This is a genomic window from Rhizobium rhizogenes NBRC 13257, from assembly GCF_000696095.1.
Classification (GTDB): domain Bacteria; phylum Pseudomonadota; class Alphaproteobacteria; order Rhizobiales; family Rhizobiaceae; genus Rhizobium; species Rhizobium rhizogenes.
Genome location: NZ_BAYX01000019.1, coordinates 27,808 through 46,122, shown reverse-complemented (window position 1 = coordinate 46,122; position 18,315 = coordinate 27,808). Strand labels below are relative to the sequence as shown.

Genomic DNA, 18,315 nt, shown 5'->3' with positions numbered 1-18,315 from the left:
GAGCTATTGCCGAATTTTTCTACACTGTGAGCCGGTCCGATGCCCTACAAATTTCACGATAGCCGTCATGGCAAATTCCAGAAGGGGCGGTACCGGGTTACGAACTGGCCGGCGTATAATGAGAGCCTTCGCCGTCGAGATGATCTGACGATCTGGGTTTCGGAGGATGTCGCGCAAGAATGGATGGCGGCACGGCGCCAGACGCCAGGCGGACAGCGCAGGTATTCCGATCTTGCGATCGAGATCTGCCTGACCCTGCGAGTTGCGTTCAGCCTGCCGCTGCGCCAGACCCAAGGCTTCATGCGGTCGATTGCAAAGCTGATGGGGTTGGCCCTGCCGGTGCCGGATTTCTCGACCCTTTCTCGGCGCGGCATGGGCTTGAAGGCGGCGCAAAAGAGCCGTGCGCCCGACAAGCCGATCACTCTGATTGTGGACAGCACAGGACTGAAGGTTCACAGCGAGGTTGGCTGGAACGGTCACAAGCACGGTGCCAAAGGCGCTCGTAAGACCTGGCGAAAGGCTGCACCTTGTCCTCGATCCTGACAGCGGAGACATTCTCGCATCGGAACTGACGACCGAGCACGTTGGCGACGAGACCGCGCTTCCAAGTCTTCTCAAGCGTGTCGATGCACCGGTAGCTTGGTTTCTGGCAGACGGCGCCTATGATGGCTCTGGCGTTTCAGATTGCCTGGCGGCCGCTTTCGGATACGATGTCGTCGTCCCGCCTCCGAAGAACGCTGTTCCCGGCGGCAATTGGCAGCGGAACCAGCATATCGCCAAACACGGCCGGATGGCCTGGCAGGCCGCGACCGGCTACAATCAGAGATCCGGATCGAAACTCAGATAAGGCGCTGGTAGTCGGTCATCGGCGATCGCCTGCACGCCAGAAGCATCGAAAGCCAGACCACCGAAACGCACATCGCCGCCAACGCGCTGAACCGCATGTCCGACTTCGGACGGGCAAACTACGAGCGTGTCAGCTGATCATTTGCTCAAAGGCTAAATACTGGTTCCGATCTGATCCGTGCAACACGGTCGATTTTCGCCTGCCATTTATTTCTTGAGGTCCGTGACATCAAGAAAACGGCCCGTTGAAGCATCACGCCTTACCTTTTCGATCGTCGTCTTGATCTCTCGGGAGGTAAAGTGTGTGGGTTTGCTTTTTGGGGTGAGAATAACAACGCCATCGGAAAGCGTTCCGGCACTCTTGTACGCACCCGAAGAGGCTTTATCGCCCTTGCCTGAAACTCTCTGCGTCGTCTGCTTTGTCATACCCAATATATGACCCTACTCCTGCCTGAAATCAAAATGCCGTTACAGCCACTGAGTCGCCAACCATCCTATTGGCAAACAAGAAGGAACTGGCTATAAATTGCGCGGGGCAGTACGCGCTGCCCTGGGGCGTGGAAACCCCTACGAGCGGTTGATGTCGGCCGAACGACATCGCACTCCTTGACCTTCAGGTCGGGGAGCCTGTGGCGTATGTCCAGGTTCTCCGAACTAAAGGCCATAGGGCCGTCTCGTACGGTTTCCAACTCCCCGATCAGTCAGGTTGAGCGAGATTTTTCATCGGGGGCGCACCGCATGAAACTCTTGAATGCGGGGATGACATCGATGGATGATCGAGCAGCAGAAGCCTTCGTCAAACACTCCCACTTCCCGCGCTCAGCGGGCAGGGATATCGACACCCCCTCGATCCACCCGATCGACCGCCATGTCGGCCAGCAACTTCGGATCATCCGGATCCATTCCAACCTGTCGCAGACAGAGCTCGGCCATAAGGTGGATTTGAGCTATCAGCAGATCCAGAAATACGAGAGCGGCAAGAACCGCATGAGCGCCTCGGTGCTCTACGAGATCGCCAACTGCCTGAACGTTCCGATCTCCCGCTTCTACGATGGTCTGCCGCAGGCTGGATCAGAACTGGTGAATGGCGGCTTGCCTGAGATCGATGAGCGTATCGCTTACCTGGCAACAAGCGAAGGTCGGCGCTTCGTCGAAGAGATCCTGCGGCTTCCGCCGCGGCTCAGAACCCGAACCTTTGCCCTGATCCAGGTCCTGACCGGCGATGACGAAGAGACTGCAGGGTAGGGGGCACCTGCAGATGCGGAAACAACCCATCAAACCGAAGGAGACGAGCATGAGCACTGACTACACCATTGTCGACGGCTGGGAATCCCTGAGCGATGCCGAAGCAATCAAGGCTGCAGTCGACCTGCATGGCAAGGACGGCACCGGCGATGTCACGTTGTTCGCTTAATCCCCGTCAAGGTGTTTGCCGATGAACTTACGCAGTTGCGCCGGTCACGGCTTTCCAATGCGCCATTGCGCAGATGCGATGAATGTGGGTGGCGAGGGCTGAGTGTTTCTGGTGCGCCGGGACGAAAAGATTTCTGATTGCTGAAAAGACCGAGATGAAACGTTGCAAGCCGCCGACGGATCGAAATCCCTGCATCATCCGTTCTCGTTTCCGAAGTGGTGCGTGAGAATTTTCCGCGCGATTGTTCAGGCCCTTGTGGGATCGATGTTCGACGCCGGGCATGACATTGCGTCTTGCCGCTCCGTATGAGCGCTGTTTGTCGCTGACGATGCGCTTCGGCGACACGCCTTGCTTCTTTAACAGTCCGACCAGCAATCGCTTGGCAGCCTTGGTATCGCGGCGAGCCTGGACGATCTCGTCGAGAACGTAGCCGTCCTGGTCAACCGCGCGCCAAAGCCAATGTTTTCGGCCACCGATGGAAATCAGGACCTCGTCCAAATGCCAGATATCCTTTTGCGACGGCTTCTTTCTGCGCAACTGCTTGGCGTAAGCCGCCCCGAATTTGAAGCCCCATCGCCGGATCGTTTCGTACGATACGACAACGCCCCGCTCCAACAGCATTTCCTCGACCAACCGTAGGCTCAACGGAAACCGGAAATACAGCCACACCGCATGGGCGATGATCTACGGTGAAAAGCGGTGATTCTTGTAACTGATCGTCGTCGAGCTCATCCTCGCCCAATTATCCCTCAACCGTTAAGCTGCAGACAACGTGACATCGCCCTTATGAAGGTTGACAGGGACTATTGGAGTCCTTTTGGCTCTCTGGTTGTGAGCCGTAAAAAGACGATATCATTTCGGGCGGCGATTATTTATGTGATCTGACGCGACGGGCCGAAAAGGGCGAGTCCTCCCCTGGGCCGATGTTGCTTGCACTCATGCCTGGCGAGCCCAAGGCTTAGTGAAGGCAAAACGCCTGAAGCGTACTGGTCTCGCCGATCAACTTCTTTACTTCGGTGGCATATGCCCATCGCTGCTCACCGCCTTGGCCGCACAACAGCTCTAAATGATGGGAGCATCTACCTGCAACGGTGCAAAAGCTGCATTGTGTGTTGCCCGGTGTTTGACTGTTTTCTATTCTAAAGCCTGATCATCAATCATCGAAAGCTCGCATGGACCCTCAACTCGACATGTTTGCGAAGCCGGTTGAGGCACGATTGCAACCGCGTGAAGCGCCTGCCCGGAAGAGCCGATCGTTGCCAGTGCCTGCCTCTCTCGCGGACGAAGAGATGGTGCGCAAACTCGAGGATGGCGGCCAGTACCGCATTCTTCGCAAGCTTGTACCAAGGAAGATCGCAGTCAGCAGGCGTCCGGAGTTCCAGCGGGTTGGCGTGATCCTCGATACCGAGACGACCGGTCTCAATCATCGCAATGATGAGATCATCGAAATCGGTCTGGTTGCTTTCACATTCGATGATTTTGGCCACATCGGCGATGTCATCGGCGTCTATGGCGGGTTGCAACAACCGGGCACGCCAATCCCTCCCGAAATCACCCGGCTCACCGGCATTACCGATGAGATGGTCGAGGGTCAGATGATCGACATGCAGCAGGTCCGCAGAATGGTGGTGCCGGCGGATCTGGTAATAGCGCACAATGCCGGCTTCGATCGGCCGTTCTGTGAAGCGCTTTCAAATGTCTTTGCCACCAAAGCCTGGGCCTGCTCGGTTTCTGAAATTGACTGGAATGCCCGCGGCTTTGAGGGCACCAAGCTTGGATATTTGATTGGGCAGGCCGGCTATTTTCATGACGGCCATCGCGCCATCGACGATTGTTTCGCGCTGCTTGAGGTTCTTGACCGCAATGTGGGGGAGGAAGAGACGCCATTCGCGGAGTTGGTCCGCACCAGCGGGCAGTCACGGGTTCGTATTTTTGCCGAGCATAGTCCGTTCGAGATGAAGGATCATCTGAAGGGCAGGGGATATCGCTGGTCCGATGGCAGCGATGGCCGGCCGAAGTCCTGGTGGATCGAAATCGACGAGGACGCGTTGCGTGACGAACTGCATTACCTACGCTCGGAGATCTACCGCTGGGAGGAGGCCGACCCACCCATCCAGCATCTGACCGCTTTCGATCGCTTCAAGGCATAAGCATGTTCGGGGATCTAAGAAAGCGCCACGCATCTATTTCGATGCGTAAACGTGTGGCGCAGACGTCGTAATGACTGATGTCATGGCTCTCCACAAAAGCCATTTCTCCTAAAGGAGATCAAGCAGGCTTTTTCCTAGCGAGGCGGGGGGCATCGCTTCGATACCGTTCTTCAGCGGAAAAACCTCTTGTCTGGGATAGACGACAATCCGCCGCGCCGGATCGATATCCTCGCAGGCAAGATAGAAGCCTTTCTCAAGTTTCGGTGTCAGGCTGCGCTTGATTTCGATAGCCCAAGGACTACGCCTGGCGGGATGAGAAGTAGGTCGATCTCCGCGCCCGCCGACGTCCGATAGAAATTGCTCTCGGTTCCGGCCGGTGCTGCGGCTATCAACGTCTCGATCACGAACCCTTCCCAGCTTGCGCCAACCACCGGGTGACCGAGCAGGTCCTCCTGGGTGGTCAGTCCGAGCAGGGTATGCGTGATGCCGCTGTCACGAACGTAGACCCGTGGTGACTTGACCAGGTGTTTGCCAACGTTCGCATGCCAAGGCTCAAGGCGCCGCACAAGCGGTAATTCGGCGCTCAATCATCCTTGCATTTATGGAGTGCAGCTCCACAATTGCAAGGATAAATTATCGAAACTCGAGCTCCGTCAGAAGCCCCGTCGGCTTGCGATCTAAGAGGGCCGCCAGGCGTCTTCAGGTTGGGGGCGTGGACGCCTGGCGTAGAGAAGTTCACCGGGTAGTGAACAGCCCAACGATACAACCACCATCGCCGAGGGTATAGGCTGCCCAAAGGGGTAGGGTAGGCAAAACCCTATGTGATGCGGCGCCGGGTTCCGGCGCCGATACGTGCGCTAAACGTTTGTTTTTGCGGGCGTGACAGGGGTTATTTCACCCTGCTTATTCACACCCGGGATTGCCGGCAAGCCTGCCACGTGCCCTTAGACGTGAGTCTAACATGCAACAGCCCTCAGACAATTTACGGCCTGGTCAATTTGGCACTGGATCTCTTTGATTCACCCAAGCTATTCACTGAGTAGCGGAATGATTTGAACGTGCATGGTCGCCGTCTTCATCTCCGCAATAGGACACGTCATGACGGCGCAGGCTATCGCTGCATGGGCCACACAGAATGGCTTCAATTCGCTCGATTCGGAGACGTATCGTCGCTGCGACGATACGCGCACAATCACCATCGAAATAAAAAAATTCTCGGTAGTGCTGATCGACGAGAGCGTTGGTTTGCGCCCACGTGTTGTTTCAAAATTGTTCAAAGATCTATTCTTCGAGAGTCCAAACGGCATGTTCGAGCGGCTTTTGTTCGGTGGTTGAAAGCCATAGTCAGGTAATCGGTTTGCGGTTGATGGAAGATGATAGTCAATCGAGAGTCCAAAACGGAAGGGCCGTATTTATGACAGGACCTTCGGCGACTGGATTACACCAAGTGCAGACGAATCTCTCGGCCGCCTAATGCACCTGATTTCTCCAATTTCAATCACGCGATTGACGGATCCGGCCGTCACGGCAATCTTCCCAGCTTCGGGTTATGCGTTAGCTGCACCGGGCCATCGGCAAGAGAGGCAAGATCGTTACCATTCATAAATCGGGGGCTCTTTTGCTAAGAATGTTCATTCTGCTGGCTTGCCTGTTTTCTCAGCTGCCTGTCGTCGCGCATGCAGGGGAAACTTCTGCCACATACCTATTCGAGAGTAGTCCCCATTTGAATGGAAGCGGCCCGGTCGACGCGGCTGTCCAGCTTGGTTACTATGTCGCAAATTCAGTCCTCGTCAAAAAATGTGACACTCGAAGGGGAAGATCGCGTAGCAATTGGGAGAACCGCATCGACGTCGGCATCATCCAGTATGGTTCGCGTTATGGGTTTTCCGAAAATGTGCGAAAGGCGGTGGAGTCAGACGCGCAAAAACGGCTGATGATTCTATTCCCCCACGGGAAAATTCCTGTCAAAATCTGCAGGGCCGCCGAAACCATGTTCAAAACGGCACTCGCCGCAAACATGGAGCCTCCCAATGGAACGAGAGCATCCGATACAGCTGAAGCAGCAAATGCGGCTTTGATTGAAAGATTGAAAGACGGTTTTTCGGGATCGGTCCGAAACGGAAAAAGGATACTATCTTTCCGCGTAGATCATTTCATGTCGATCGATCATAATAATTTTAACGCCACGTTGAGTTGGGATAAGTCGGGCGCCACTACCCTGATCAAGGGACGGGTCGCTGGCAACGAGCAGCTATCCTGGAAAGAAACCAGTGCTCTGAAGCCGGGGAAATCGTCGAAATGTGAGTATACGCTCAATCGCCGCAGCCCAACTTCGATGGCCGGAATCTGGGGCAACTGCTCCCGTGCTGGGTTTGTCGAAATCACCGTGCGAGAATGACGTCGGAGGGCTAATAAACTGCCGCTTGGCGGCAAACTCACTTGCAGCATCTAACTTGATCAGGTGGGCATCATCTCGCTGTTCTCGAAGGTACACCATACGAAAATAGCGGAGACGCGATCACATTTGCTGTTCTCTGGCCTATCGTAGCGCTTGGAACTATCGCGGCTTTTGACATTGGTCAATTCCTTGCGTCGTCGTCATAGCGGTCAGGTTCAGCAATGAGGACCGAACGCCATTGTGCGGCGGCCGGCATCATGCGGCCTTTATCGCATGCCTACGTTGATATGTTGGCTACGGGAGATTGAGCGGCGTCAGTTTCATCAAATGGCCAACCTGTGATGCGGTACCGGGTTCCGGCGCCGATACGTGCGCTAAACGTTTGTTTTTGCGGGCGCCACAGGGGGTATTTCACCATGCTTATTCACACACCGACCGGCCCATCGTATGACCGGTGTTGTCGTTAAACCTTGCCGCCGCGTGCAGCGGGATGCCGCGATAACAAGCATCGGATTAACTGGCGACAGCCACAAAGCCGCCGCTTGGCCGTCAACAGGTCGCCGCGCTATCGCCCCATAGAAAACGTTTGACGGCCACATTGTCGCCGGATCGTTCTTCAACCCTAAGCGACGGCTACATCAATGCGACATGCCGCCGTTCGCTCAACGCCATCAAAGAGGTGTTCTCCCCCACGCTACGAGAGAGGAATTCAGATGATCACTCGTTATATCCCTGCCGCACCGTTTGCCGCTGCAGTCTTGAGCTTGATGTTTCTCAACAGTCCTGCGTCCGCACAGCAAGCAACGCAGGAGAAGCAACCTACCCAAGGACAACCAGATAGCAATCGTACGGCTGCGACCGTGAGCGATCAAAAACTCGAGGCTTTTACGGTCGCATATCTCCAGGTGGACAAAATCAGGCAGGAATACTCGGCCAAGATCGGCGCAACATCGGATCCGACCGCGAAGCAACAGCTACAGACCGAGGCAAGCAAACAGATGGTACAGGCTGTTCAGACGTCTCCGGGCATGTCAGTGGACGAATACAAGGCTATTCTAACGGCTGCACAGAACGATCCGGTGCTCGTTAAGAAACTTCAGGACAAGCTTCAGAAATCCGCGCCTGCGCAGCAGTAATCGACACAACGATCGCCAGGCAAATTGATCACCCACCGCGGCCGCGCCGAGTGCCCAATCTTGGCGCGGCACAGATCCGGGAAGCTTCATCACAACGGTCGAAAGGCGAAACGATTACAGACCGTGAACGTGAATTGGCCGTCAGACTTCGCAAGCCACGCGACTATCACTATGGGATTGGCAAGCGCGTTTAAGGTCTGCCGGCATCTGATCAGCTGAGGACTCGCACGACATTATCCCAGCATTCCAGCTATAGTGGTTATTCCGTCCCATTAATCTCCCACAGGTTCAGCACATAGCGTGTGTGCCGACGCTCACCAGAGCGCGTGAGCGCACCTTTCTCCACCAAATCATGAAGATCACGCGTAGCCGTCGCTCGCGAGGTCCGCGTGATCGCAATATAATTCTCAGCGCTCAACCCGCCCTTAAAGCCCGTCGGGCCCTCGCGGAACATGCGCGCAACGGCCTTTTCCTGCCGCTCGTTGAATTGGCCGCGGAACCGATCGTAGAATTGCGCCTTGCTGATGTAGAAGGCCACACGCATCAGGGTCGTCTGTTGCGCCTCAAGGATGGTCTCGCCGAAGTAAACCAGCCACTCGGTGATATCGAGCGTGCGCTGATGGCGTTCGAGCTGGTCGTAGTAGGCTTTGCGGCCATGCTCGATTGTATAGGCAAGCGCAATCAGGCTTGGGTGCCCTATATTTTGCGCAAGCGATTTTTCCGTAAGTGCTCGGCCAAGCCTACCATTGCCATCCTCAAACGGATGAATGCTTTCGAAATACAGATGGCCTATGCCAGCCCGTGTCAGCGCGGGCAGGGGGATTTCACCCTTCGGCGCCGATCTATTGAACCACTCCGTATAAGCCGCCATTTCCGCTGGCACCTGCCTCGATGGCGGGGCCTCATAGTGGACGGTTGGACGATCGAGGCGGCCGGACACAATCTGCATGGCATCGTCATGGGTCCGATATCCGCCGATCGTTCCAATATGGCGGTTTCCAGTCATCAGCATGTCGTGCCAACGAAACAGTGTTTCGTGATTGAGCGGGACCGACCAGGAATCGTACACATCGACCATCATTTCCGCGATTCCGCGCTCTTGCGGCTTTATTGGCCGGTTGTCGGCATCGAGGCCGAATTGCCGGCGCAGTGAGGATTGCACGCTCAATCGATCAAGCATCTCGCCCTCAATCTCCGAGGTCTTCACCGCTTCGTCGCTTAAAAGCTCGATCCGCAGTAGATTACGTTCCTCGTCACTGATATGGCGGACAGCGCCGATTACTTCCCCCGATGACAGAAGAAATCGGCGTTCGAGCGGCTCGAGTGCGGCCGCATCATAGGTGAATTGCGGCCAGCCTCGCTGTGTCCAGTTCCATTTCATGAGTTATAGGCATCCCTTCTATAACTCACTATCGCAATATTTGTGAGTTATAGCAACATCATCTATTGCTCATGGCGGTTGGGGCCCGTCATGCGAGCGGCCGCAAAAATCTGCCCTCCGATCTAAATGATCGTCCAGCATCGACGCATTGGCCACCAAATCGTTCAAATGACAAGTCGCGCTGCGCGTCCGTTCTTCCGTTCGGCATTGTTGTAATAGCGCGCCGCTTGCGTCACTGACCTGTGCAGGGACTGCTGCATCGCCTCGGGCAGAGGGACGCCACGATTGGCCGCCTCAGTGAGATATCCCGATCGGAGCCCGTGCGCCGAAAACGCCTCCGGGTCTAGGCCAGCCTGCTTGACGCGTGCCTTGAGGATGAAGTTGACCGATTGCGGTGTCAACGCCTGCCGATCGATATTGCCCCATTGGTCGATGCGCCGGAAGAGCGGTCCGGTTTCGATCCTGGCCTGCGCCAGCCATTGCTTCAAGGCGATCACCGACCGGCCGATCAGTACCACCTGTTCATCGTCATCGGCCGTGGTCGTCTTCGTGCGGCCAAGATGGATCGTCAGGCAGGGCAGGGGAGGGGAGTTTGCGTCGGCGGGATCAGCGCGTACTGGCTCGTCGTCGACCAGGTCCTCGACCCGCAACCCGGCTACTTCCGACCGCCGTCGACCGCCGGAGGCGAAGGCGAGGAGCAGCAGCGCCCGATCGCGGCGATCGACGAGACGATCGCCGGCACAGGTCGCCAGCAGTTTCGCCAGGACATCGCCGGTCACCGCCTTTTTACTCTTGCGGCGACGTTGCCGCGGCGCGGCGCGAACGGCCAGCCTGAGCGCCGTCTTCAGCGACGGCGCCGAAAACGCACCGGTTAAACCGCGCCAGCGCGTCAGGATCGACCAGGAGGTTAGGCGACGGCGCACTGTGTCGGGTGCATGCGGTCCGTCGACCCTGAGCAGCCCTTGGGCGCGCAAGCTGTCCTCGACCTGTGCCGGCATGCCGTGGCTCGAATCCTCGGCGCGCGCGGCCGGATCCCAGAGGTGATGGGCGACGAATTTGAGCAATAGGCTTTCGGGCGCAGGCCAGGGGAGGGGAGCGCCGGTGGAAAGCCGGCACCAGGTCTCGAGGTAGCCAAGATCGGAGGCAAGCGCCCTGAGCGTATTGGCGCCCATGCCTTGGTTTGCCAGATGCTTGAGTGTAGCGACATCATCGTCAGTTAGCAGCGTTGCCAGCTGGTCGCGGCGGTCGAAGGGAAGGATCGCATCGAGTTCTTCGGCACGACGCTGCACTGGATCGGCAGGGACGGGTTGGGTGATGGCTTTGCGTGTCATTGGCTTGCCGACGCGGGATGGCATTTCACATCGGTCCTGCCGAAATCCTGGCCCTTGAACAGGAGCGGCGCCTTGGCGACCGCGGCAACAGCGTAGGAAAAGCAGTCGCCCATATTGAGTGCGGCTGGATGGCGACCTTTACCGAAGCGATCGAACGCTCGTTCCGCTTCACGATAATGCTTTTCGTCGAAAGCAATCGCGGTTACGTTTGGAAGCCGGATAAACTGATCAACGATGTCCGAAGCATTTGGAAATCCTCTTCCTGTCAGCACCATTCGAGCCTCAAGCAGGGTCGGCCAGCCGATTGCAAGTGCCTCCCGACCCACCAATGATATGAACCGTTCGGCCTCCGGCTCTCCCAAGGCCATCGCCAGAATGACCGACGTATCGACAGCGATCATCGTGGCAAACCATATGCGTCGTAGAAATCGTCATGCGCAGATGTCGTACCGGTCGGCACAGCACGCCGGCCCTCGGCCATCAAGTCCGATAGGACATCGATCGGCGCCCGAGCAGACTGTTGGCGCAGTTCCAGATCGTAGCGCTCGAGCGCCTGCTCGACGAGCTTATTGATTGGCTGCCCGGTGCGGCGCGCCATCGCATGGGCCAGGTCTCTCGCCTTTGTGCTGCGGACGGAGAGTTGTGTTTCAGACATCGGCTTTCCTCTATCGAGATCCGGTCAAATATAGCGATTCCGGCCCGAGATGGCAAGAAAAGCCCTAGCAGATGGCTAACTATCGATACCTAAATAACTCATCCGAGCGGCGCAGCACTGGATCGGTGGGGAGGGCAGCGGTTTGGGCTCTAGAATGGGCGGCTCGCGGGCTATTTGGCCACGACTTTACTGGTGTCGAACGGCCTTAACAAGCGGACTCCATTTCTTCGCATCCATAACACTTTTTGCCTGCCGAGATCGTTGGAATCTGCTTAGTCCGCCGGAAATGCCTAACTTCCCGCAGTCGGGCAGCATCTGGCGCTGACCTGCGACATTGACTTTTGGCTGGACTGACCTTTTAATGACCTAAAAGTCATTAAAAGGAGAAAACTATGACAACCACAGACGTTCTCATCGTCGGGGCGGGCCCGACCGGCCTGGCCCTGGCGCTCTGGCTCACGAAGCAGGGCCTTAAAATTCGGATCATCGATAAAAGCAGCGGCCCGGGCGAAACCTCGCGTGCCATGGCTGTCCAGGCTCGTACCTTGGAATTCTACCGCCAGATCGACATGGCGGATGCCGTCGTTAAGGCGGGCTACAAGACCCCGGCAATGAACATGTGGGCTCGCGGTAAGCGGCAGGCGCAGGTCCAGTTGGCTGACGCGGGCGAAGAGATCTCGCCTTACCCGTTCGTGTTGGTGTTTCCCCAAGACCGGCATGAACGGCTGCTGGTCGAGCGGCTTAGCGCCCTCGGGATCGAGGTCGAGCGCCAGACCGAATTGCTGTCGTTTGAAGACAAGGGCGACCAGGTCACCGCTATCCTGAGGCATCGTGATGGGGATGAAGAAACCTTTTCGGCTGCCTACCTCGCTGGCTGCGACGGGGCACGCTCCCCCGTCCGCCACCAGATCGGCGGTGGGTTCGAGGGCGGTACCTATAAGCAGCTGTTTTACGTCGCGGACGTTGTGGCAAGCGGTGTGAACCCTGCGGGCGAGGCCCATGTGGCTCTGGATAAGTCTGATTTTGTGCTGGTCATGCCTTACGGCGAGACTAACCAGTACCGTTTGATCGGAACCGTGCGCGGTGAGCGCGCCGAACACCCCGAAACCCTGAGCTTCGAAGATGTGGGCCAAGAGGCCATTCGAGGCCTCAATGTCACGGTGGACAAGGTCAACTGGTTCTCGACGTACCGCGTCCACCACCGCGTCACGGACCAGTTCCGACGCGGGCGGGTGTTTCTGCTAGGCGACGCCGCCCATGTCCACAGCCCGGCCGGTGGCCAGGGAATGAACACTGGGATCCTCGACGCTATCAATCTGGCTTGGAAGCTCACGGCCGTGGTCAAGGGTCAGGCGCCCGACAGCCTGCTCGACAGTTATGCGGCGGAGCGCCAGGCGTTCGCTCGCAAGCTCGTCGAAACCACCGACAAGCTGTTCACCTTCGCAACCGCCGAAGGCGGCTTTGCGGAGTTCGTGCGAACGCGCATCGCACCGACTTTTATCAGTGTCGCCTATCGCAGCGAAAATGTGCGCGAGTATATGTTCCGGATCGTCTCCCAGACGACCCTCAGCTATGACGACAGTCCACTCAGCGCGGGCAAGGCTGGCAGCGTGCAGGGCGGTGATCGCCTGCCATGGGCGCCTGCTGCAGGTGCCGATAACTTCGCGCCACTGACGGCGATCGGCTGGCAGGTGCATGTGTATGGCGAAGCCCAGGCCGATCTTAGCAGTTGGTGCCAAGACAAGGGCATTCCGCTTCACGTCTTCAGCTGGCAGCCAGAGCACAAAAAGGCGAGGCTGGCGCACAACGCGGCCTATCTGCTACGCCCCGATACCTACGTGGCCATCGCAGACCCTCAGCAATCGGCGGCCACACTCGACAAGTACCTGCTTGATCGGGGTATTATCCTGAAGGCTTAGGCTCCCAAGTTAGAAAAAGCACATGACAGACACGACAGCTAAGAGGCGCCGCCGGAAAGATGCCCGTCCGGCGGAGATCATCAACGCCGCCATGGACGTGTTCGTTGAACACGGCTTCGCCGGCGCTAAGCTGACCGACGTCGCCAAACGCGCGGGCGTCGCCAAGGGGACGCTGTATCTCTATTTCGAGACCAAGGAAGACTTGTTTCGCGCCACGGCGCGTGAGGCGCTGACAGCCAATCTGGAGGCGGTCGAACAGAGTTCGGCCGCGTTCAATGGCTCCATCGTGGATCTAGTGCCAGTGCTGCTGAAACGGGCGGCCGGCCGGATGGGTGACGGGCGCGTCCCTGGTATCGTGCGCATGGTTCTTGCGGAAAGCCGGGCTTTTCCCGATCTGGCGCGGATCTGGCACGACGAGGTCGTGGCTCGCATCCTCGGACGATTGACGGAGCTGGTCTCAGCCGCACAGGACCGGGGAGAAGTGCGCGCGGGCGATCCAGGGTTGTTCGCCATATCGATCGTGGGGCCCATGGTGCTGGGCGTGCTATTCCAGGAGGTGTTCGGATCGGACAGCCTGCATGCCCCCAACCTCGACATGCTGGCCACCCAGCATGCCGAGACAGTATTGAATGGCTTGCTCTTAAGGTCGGGAGGGCATTGAGCATGCGCCACTCATGTTCGACGACAGAGCAGATAAACGGAGCGGACATAATCGATCCTCTGCTTGTTGTTTAGCACCGGTGGCATTTTCAGACCGGTTCTAGTTTTATCGTTACCTGAAAACTGGACGCTGTGAGAAATCGCGCAATCGGGAGGTAGATGCTCCGTGCCCTCAATGACGGATGAGGCCGAACCGATGCGCCTCGTCCAGCAGGTTACGAACGGACGATGGCTGCCATTTGCGTCCGCCGCGCGCCGGTCGCTCTCCCATCTGATCAAGCTGGCTGGCAATGTCGCGCAGCGACAGGCCGGGATCGGCAATTGCGATCGCCGCGACGAGCTTCATCAGGTGATCTTCTGGCACGCGGCGCGGAGAGCGAACCAATAGCTCGGGATCTGCCAGCTTTTCGCGGACCATGCGATGCACGGCGCGACGTAGCCTTTCCACCGTCCAGTCATGGCCTCGGCGATTGAGGACCCGCACGACATTGTCCCAGCTATGTTTTGGGCGAAGTTGCCGAACGGTCGGAAGCCAAGTTTGCGCGGAGGAGATCAGCTCATCGAGATAGATTTTTTCCCGGGCCCTCGACACTGCCTTGATCGCTTCCGGTCGCCTCTCCCGAAGGCCAGGATTGCCTGGCAGCTTGCCGCGGGCTTTTGCCGCCTTAATGCCTGCCTTGGTTCGCTCAGAGATCAGCGCTCGTTCGAGCTGCGCGACGGCACCAAGGACCTGGAGAGAAAACATGCCTTGCGGCGTCGACGTATCGATCGGATCGCGGATCGACCTGAAATGGATGCCACGGTCTTCAAGGTCCTCGATCACCTGTAGCAGATGGCTGACAGACCGGGCGAGGCGATCCAGCCGGACAACGACCAGAACGTCGCCGGCAGCGAGCTCGCCGAGCAGTCGTGTCAGAACTGGTCGGGCACGTGATGCACCAGATCCGTGCTCTTGGAAAATCCGCTCGCAGCCGGCGGCGCGCAACTCGTCCATCTGCGCGTCATGGACCTGATCGTCGGTCGAGACGCGTGCATAGCCGATAAGACGTTTGGGGGCCGGCGATGGATTGACGACTTGCCGTTTTGCCATGGTTTTCTCGCGCGTTTTCAGGTGCTTTGTACAGATAAGGAATGCGTGAGAAAATGACCCTTTGCAGGCGTATCTAAACAAGAATTGGGGCAACAGAGCGCGGTTTCTGACGAGGATGTGGGCTGGCACAATGCGACTGCCGAATGCGCGGCGACAAATAGGGTGAGATTCGTATTGCGTCACAACAACCATGGGGCCGCATCGTTCTAGCAAAGCCGCTGCACTCTTTCTCGCAACAGGCGTCAAGCGTCGTAGATCGACCGAGCGATATCTCGCGGATAGGTGCCTAAGCAGCCTTCGACCGCCGTGTTGGACATGATCGCGGCGGAAATCCCTTCCACGGGATCGATAAACCAATTGTGCCCATAAACTCCTCCCCACGTTATCGATCCCTTAGACATCGGAACCTCTGCCAAAACCGGATCCTGAATCACTGCGCCCAAGAACGAGAATCCTTGCCCTGGCTTGCCTGGGCGTGGGATGTCGCCGATCTGGTTGAAAAGCGCTGCTTTTGCCGTTTCGCCTTTCAAGACGGGTGCGCCGCCGCGACGAACTGCTTCGAGAAGGGCAATTAAGTCCGGGGCAGTGCCCACCATGCCAGCACCACCGGACTGGAAGGCTTTTGGGTTGAACAGCCGGGTCGGTGCAAACGTCAGCAGGTTGCCGTCATTATCCGGAACCAGATGACGATCACCCATTCTGACGGCTGCCGGACGGGCATCGGAATAGGGTGTGGCAAGCCGCTCCGGATCACTGACCGAGAAACCGGTGTCGTTCATCCCTAGCGGCTCGGTCACATGACGACGCACCGCTTCATCCAGGCTGCAAGCTTCGATCTGGGCGATAACGGCTCCAAGGACATCGATGGCGATCGAGTAAGACCAAAGCGTGCCCGGTATGGCCAAAAGCGGAAAGGAAGACAGTCGGCTGAAGTTCACCTCGAAATCGAGATCTGTGTCGGAAAGGCCGGCATTGAACATCTGCTCTGGTGGTGTGGTTTTCGGATCTGCGCCATAACTCAAACCTGCCGTATGCGTCAGAAGGTGGTGGATGGTGATATCCGCGACTTCCCCGTCCGGCCGTTTCGGCCGAAAATAGGGGAGATAATCTCGTGCGAGGTCGCTAAGCGACAGCCTGCCCTTGTCGACAAGAGCCAGTGCCGTCACTGCGACGAGCGGTTTAGTCACAGAAGCGAGGCGGAAGATGGTCCGCGTTTCAGTGGGTTTTCCGATTTCGCGATCAGCATAACCAGCAGCGCGGCTATAGACGGTCTCTCCGTCTTTGATGACGATCACGACGGTGCCGACGATTTTGCCGGCCATGATGGCCCTCTCGATAACCGCGTCGATCTGCGTCTTCATAGCAACCATCCTCCTGTGCTTCCGAATAAGCAGGCACAGAACGCCATGTTCTGCTTTGTTCCGCAAGGGAGCGCAGCGCCGATAGTGTCGTGTAGAACTACAAGTAATCGTCGATGCTAAGGCTCACACGATCAATCGTGCCGCCTGCCCCTGCTTGCGCTCGGCGTTGTTGTAATAGCTTGCCGCCTGCGTCACCGACTTATGCAGTGATTGCTGCATGGCCTCTTGCAGGGGGATACTGCGGTTGGCCGCCTCGGTAAGGTAGCCCGATCGCAGCCCGTGCGCTGAAAATAGCTCCGGATCGAGACCAGCATGCTTGCAACGCGCCTTCAGGATCAAATTGACCGATTGCGGTGTCAGTGCCCGCCGATCGATATTGCCCCACTGGTCGATACGACGGAAGATGGCCCCGGTCTCGATTTCTGCTTCCTCAATCCATTGTTTTAAGGCCTCGACCGGACGGCCGATCAGAATGGCATGCGCCTTGTCTTCAGCTGTCGTCGTCTTGGTGCGACCGAGATTGATGGTCAGACACGGCAGGAGAGGGGAGCGCCGGTCGCGAACTCGCACCAGGCCTCGAGATAGCCGAGGTCGGAGGCCAGCGCCCGCAAGGTGTTGTCGCCCATGCCTTGCTGCTCCAGATGTTTTAAGGTGGCGACTTCGTCGTCCGTCAGCAGTGCGGCCAACTGGTCGCGGCGATCAAAAGGTAGGATGGCATCGAGCGCATCGAGTTCTTCGGCGCGGCGATGCACCGGATCAACAGGAGAGGGGAAGGCTTTGGGCTTTGGCGTGAGCGGCTCGCGGGCTGTGATTTGCCCCGACTTTACCGGATTTTCGGTCCCAAAACCATCACTATCGATACTTGATACTTATCGATAGCATGACTCGCATCTAAATGCTGTATGCATAACGGAAATAATTAGATATTTTGGTTCAAATAGAACAAAGAATAGCGTTAATTCATATGGTTAATGAGTAGAAAATCTGGAAATCTCGCCGTAAAAGGGGCTGATTTTGGGGGCACTGCTCTCGATTTCAGTTACCGATTGCAATTGCAGCACTTAGTTGAAAATCGGATACGTCACCCAAGCGCCAAAACGCGCGACGGGTAGGGTTTCGGCCTATCGACGAAAATACGAAAACACAATTCACCTTGCGTGCGATGCGTCGCACAAGTAACCACCGCCCCACAGACATTCGCCATCATCCAAGGCTCTCGACTGCTTTTGCAATTCTAATCCGAAAGTAAAATCAATGGCTGAAACCGAGGCCGATGGTGACGGCTAAACCCAACCAGTGCATGAAATCTTGGCGTTCGGATTTCGGAACTGAGAGCGACAACTAGACGGATCGGAAAACTGATTGGCACAGATCAGTCTTCAGACTCGGCAAACCAAGATGCTGTCCTGTTGGCAGTAACATGGGTCCGAGTGACGATATTGATGAAAGACACAGCAAAGATACACATCTCCGTGAGCCCGCTTCCGTTATTGTAAACCGCATGCCATGATTATAGTTATGAAATTCGTCGCCGCCATTCAACGTCTGCTTTGCGTCTTCGCAATGCTCGGGATCGTCCTTGGTCCCGTGAGCATTGGAATGGCGGAAATTGCGATGGCGTCTTCGGGGGGCACGGCAATGGGCGAAATGCCGGGCATGAACATGGACATGCCGCAGGCAATGCCCGGCTGTCCGGAGCAGCAATCTCAGAAGTCCGATTGTGGCAAGAACTGCCCCCTGGCGCTAATCTGCGCGTCAGCTATTTTTGCGCAGATGCCGAGCGGCCATAGCTGGTCCGTCAATGTCCCCTGGACATCTCACCGTTTCAACCTGATGCGGCACGCGCAGTTGGCATCGGTTCTGGTCGCTCCGCCGATCAGACCTCCGAAAGCCTGATCTCAAGCCATTTTTGAACATGCCTAAGGTTCGCGCCACGCGCTTGACTGCGTCTGCGCTGATCCGATGGCCATCAAA

Annotated in this window: 18 protein-coding genes and 1 pseudogene; 10 read left to right on the top strand and 9 right to left on the bottom strand. The window is 57.2% G+C overall.

Annotation, left to right across the window (positions count from 1 at the left end):
* Positions 1 to 39: 39 nt before the first annotated feature.
* The 3 genes from RRH01S_RS34965 to RRH01S_RS28660 all read left to right on the top strand — a co-directional run bounded on the left by RRH01S_RS34965 (position 40) and on the right by RRH01S_RS28660 (position 2,091).
* A complete protein-coding gene (locus RRH01S_RS34965) occupies positions 40 to 543 on the top strand; it encodes an IS5 family transposase (RefSeq protein ID WP_234711778.1) in 504 nt (167 codons plus the stop codon).
* The gene (locus RRH01S_RS34960) at positions 488 to 847 is read left to right on the top strand and encodes a transposase (protein ID WP_234711777.1); all 360 of its coding nucleotides are present in this window, start codon (positions 488 to 490) and stop codon (positions 845 to 847) included. The genes RRH01S_RS34965 and RRH01S_RS34960 overlap by 56 nt, the downstream gene beginning before the upstream one ends.
* A 767-nt stretch (positions 848 to 1,614) precedes the next feature.
* On the top strand, positions 1,615 to 2,091 hold the full coding sequence (locus RRH01S_RS28660) for a helix-turn-helix domain-containing protein (RefSeq protein ID WP_034522198.1): 477 nt from the start codon (positions 1,615 to 1,617) through the stop codon (positions 2,089 to 2,091).
* A 196-nt stretch (positions 2,092 to 2,287) separates the two neighbouring features.
* Here RRH01S_RS28660 and RRH01S_RS28655 read toward each other — a convergent pair whose 3' ends face one another.
* Entirely contained in the window at positions 2,288 to 2,944 is a 657-nt protein-coding gene (locus RRH01S_RS28655) for an IS6 family transposase (protein WP_374188773.1), read from the bottom strand.
* 488 nt (positions 2,945 to 3,432) lie between these two features.
* Here RRH01S_RS28655 and RRH01S_RS28650 point away from each other — a divergent pair, with 488 nt between their 5' ends.
* A complete protein-coding gene (locus tag RRH01S_RS28650; RefSeq protein WP_042476214.1) occupies positions 3,433 to 4,410 on the top strand; it encodes a 3'-5' exonuclease in 978 nt (325 codons plus the stop codon).
* Positions 4,411 to 4,676: 266 nt separating this feature from the next.
* On the opposite strand, the gene RRH01S_RS28645 is transcribed toward RRH01S_RS28650, so the two are convergent.
* Positions 4,677 to 4,997 carry a DUF4143 domain-containing protein gene (locus tag RRH01S_RS28645; protein ID WP_234711775.1) on the bottom strand — a complete coding sequence of 107 codons (321 nt, stop codon included), beginning with the start codon at positions 4,995 to 4,997 and terminating at the stop codon, positions 4,677 to 4,679.
* Between the two features lie 511 nt (positions 4,998 to 5,508).
* Between RRH01S_RS28645 and RRH01S_RS28640 the strand changes: the two genes are divergently transcribed.
* The 3 genes from RRH01S_RS28640 to RRH01S_RS28630 all read left to right on the top strand — a co-directional run bounded on the left by RRH01S_RS28640 (position 5,509) and on the right by RRH01S_RS28630 (position 7,944).
* Positions 5,509 to 5,745 (top strand): hypothetical protein, encoded by a 237-nt coding sequence (locus tag RRH01S_RS28640; protein ID WP_042476230.1) that lies wholly within the window; start codon positions 5,509 to 5,511, stop codon positions 5,743 to 5,745.
* Positions 5,746 to 6,037: 292 nt separating this feature from the next.
* Positions 6,038 to 6,808, top strand: a complete 771-nt coding sequence (locus tag RRH01S_RS28635; protein WP_042476210.1) for a hypothetical protein — start codon at positions 6,038 to 6,040, stop codon at positions 6,806 to 6,808.
* Positions 6,809 to 7,521: 713 nt separating this feature from the next.
* Positions 7,522 to 7,944 (top strand): DUF4168 domain-containing protein, encoded by a 423-nt coding sequence (locus RRH01S_RS28630; RefSeq protein WP_042476208.1) that lies wholly within the window; start codon positions 7,522 to 7,524, stop codon positions 7,942 to 7,944.
* A 259-nt stretch (positions 7,945 to 8,203) separates the two neighbouring features.
* Here RRH01S_RS28630 and RRH01S_RS28625 read toward each other — a convergent pair whose 3' ends face one another.
* The 4 genes from RRH01S_RS28625 to RRH01S_RS28610 all read right to left on the bottom strand — a co-directional run bounded on the left by RRH01S_RS28625 (position 8,204) and on the right by RRH01S_RS28610 (position 11,311).
* On the bottom strand, positions 8,204 to 9,325 hold the full coding sequence (locus RRH01S_RS28625; RefSeq protein WP_042476206.1) for a Fic family protein: 1,122 nt from the start codon (positions 9,323 to 9,325) through the stop codon (positions 8,204 to 8,206).
* 164 nt (positions 9,326 to 9,489) lie between these two features.
* Positions 9,490 to 10,656, bottom strand: coding sequence for a site-specific integrase (locus RRH01S_RS28620; RefSeq protein WP_042476203.1), 1,167 nt, complete (start codon positions 10,654 to 10,656; stop codon positions 9,490 to 9,492).
* Positions 10,653 to 11,057, bottom strand: a complete 405-nt coding sequence (locus tag RRH01S_RS28615; RefSeq protein ID WP_042476200.1) for a type II toxin-antitoxin system VapC family toxin — start codon at positions 11,055 to 11,057, stop codon at positions 10,653 to 10,655. Before RRH01S_RS28615 ends, RRH01S_RS28620 begins: the two co-directional genes overlap by 4 nt.
* A complete protein-coding gene (locus RRH01S_RS28610; protein WP_042476197.1) occupies positions 11,054 to 11,311 on the bottom strand; it encodes a type II toxin-antitoxin system VapB family antitoxin in 258 nt (85 codons plus the stop codon). The genes RRH01S_RS28615 and RRH01S_RS28610 overlap by 4 nt, the downstream gene beginning before the upstream one ends.
* 392 nt (positions 11,312 to 11,703) lie before the next feature.
* Here RRH01S_RS28610 and RRH01S_RS28605 point away from each other — a divergent pair, with 392 nt between their 5' ends.
* On the top strand, positions 11,704 to 13,230 hold the full coding sequence (locus tag RRH01S_RS28605; RefSeq protein WP_042476192.1) for an FAD-dependent oxidoreductase: 1,527 nt from the start codon (positions 11,704 to 11,706) through the stop codon (positions 13,228 to 13,230).
* Between the two features lie 22 nt (positions 13,231 to 13,252).
* Positions 13,253 to 13,891: a TetR family transcriptional regulator gene (locus tag RRH01S_RS28600; RefSeq protein WP_042476190.1), complete on the top strand. Its 639-nt coding sequence runs from the start codon at positions 13,253 to 13,255 to the stop codon at positions 13,889 to 13,891.
* Positions 13,892 to 14,062: 171 nt separating this feature from the next.
* Here RRH01S_RS28600 and RRH01S_RS28595 read toward each other — a convergent pair whose 3' ends face one another.
* From RRH01S_RS28595 to RRH01S_RS33725, 3 genes and pseudogenes are all read right to left on the bottom strand, one after another.
* Positions 14,063 to 14,980, bottom strand: a complete 918-nt coding sequence (locus RRH01S_RS28595) for a recombinase family protein (protein WP_042476187.1) — start codon at positions 14,978 to 14,980, stop codon at positions 14,063 to 14,065.
* Positions 14,981 to 15,222: 242 nt separating this feature from the next.
* Positions 15,223 to 16,341, bottom strand: coding sequence for a serine hydrolase domain-containing protein (locus RRH01S_RS28590; RefSeq protein WP_052365336.1), 1,119 nt, complete (start codon positions 16,339 to 16,341; stop codon positions 15,223 to 15,225).
* A 123-nt stretch (positions 16,342 to 16,464) separates the two neighbouring features.
* Positions 16,465 to 17,153: pseudogene (locus RRH01S_RS33725) on the bottom strand (tyrosine-type recombinase/integrase).
* A gap of 802 nt (positions 17,154 to 17,955) precedes the next feature.
* On the opposite strand from RRH01S_RS33725, the gene RRH01S_RS28580 reads away from it, so the two are divergent.
* Positions 17,956 to 18,237 carry a hypothetical protein gene (locus RRH01S_RS28580; RefSeq protein ID WP_234711774.1) on the top strand — a complete coding sequence of 94 codons (282 nt, stop codon included), beginning with the start codon at positions 17,956 to 17,958 and terminating at the stop codon, positions 18,235 to 18,237.
* The last annotated feature ends 78 nt before the right edge of the window (positions 18,238 to 18,315 follow it).

Bases quoted from the DNA above. Each gene is read 5' to 3' on its own strand.
- RRH01S_RS28615 (WP_042476200.1), bottom strand. From the start codon at position 11,057: ATGATCGCTGTCGATACGTCGGTCATTCTGGCGATGGCCTTGGGAGAG.
- RRH01S_RS28605 (WP_042476192.1), top strand. From the start codon at position 11,704: ATGACAACCACAGACGTTCTCATCGTCGGGGCGGGCCCGACCGGCCTG.
- RRH01S_RS28590 (WP_052365336.1), bottom strand. From the start codon at position 16,341: ATGAAGACGCAGATCGACGCGGTTATCGAGAGGGCCATCATGGCCGGC.
- RRH01S_RS28650 (WP_042476214.1), top strand. From the start codon at position 3,433: ATGGACCCTCAACTCGACATGTTTGCGAAGCCGGTTGAGGCACGATTG.
- RRH01S_RS28620 (WP_042476203.1), bottom strand. From the start codon at position 10,656: ATGACACGCAAAGCCATCACCCAACCCGTCCCTGCCGATCCAGTGCAG.
- RRH01S_RS28635 (WP_042476210.1), top strand. From the start codon at position 6,038: ATGTTCATTCTGCTGGCTTGCCTGTTTTCTCAGCTGCCTGTCGTCGCG.
- RRH01S_RS28630 (WP_042476208.1), top strand. From the start codon at position 7,522: ATGATCACTCGTTATATCCCTGCCGCACCGTTTGCCGCTGCAGTCTTG.
- RRH01S_RS28660 (WP_034522198.1), top strand. From the start codon at position 1,615: ATGGATGATCGAGCAGCAGAAGCCTTCGTCAAACACTCCCACTTCCCG.
- RRH01S_RS28625 (WP_042476206.1), bottom strand. From the start codon at position 9,325: ATGAAATGGAACTGGACACAGCGAGGCTGGCCGCAATTCACCTATGAT.
- RRH01S_RS28600 (WP_042476190.1), top strand. From the start codon at position 13,253: ATGACAGACACGACAGCTAAGAGGCGCCGCCGGAAAGATGCCCGTCCG.
- RRH01S_RS28595 (WP_042476187.1), bottom strand. From the start codon at position 14,980: ATGGCAAAACGGCAAGTCGTCAATCCATCGCCGGCCCCCAAACGTCTT.
- RRH01S_RS34965 (WP_234711778.1), top strand. From the start codon at position 40: ATGCCCTACAAATTTCACGATAGCCGTCATGGCAAATTCCAGAAGGGG.
- RRH01S_RS28640 (WP_042476230.1), top strand. From the start codon at position 5,509: ATGACGGCGCAGGCTATCGCTGCATGGGCCACACAGAATGGCTTCAAT.
- RRH01S_RS28610 (WP_042476197.1), bottom strand. From the start codon at position 11,311: ATGTCTGAAACACAACTCTCCGTCCGCAGCACAAAGGCGAGAGACCTG.
- RRH01S_RS28580 (WP_234711774.1), top strand. From the start codon at position 17,956: ATGGCGTCTTCGGGGGGCACGGCAATGGGCGAAATGCCGGGCATGAAC.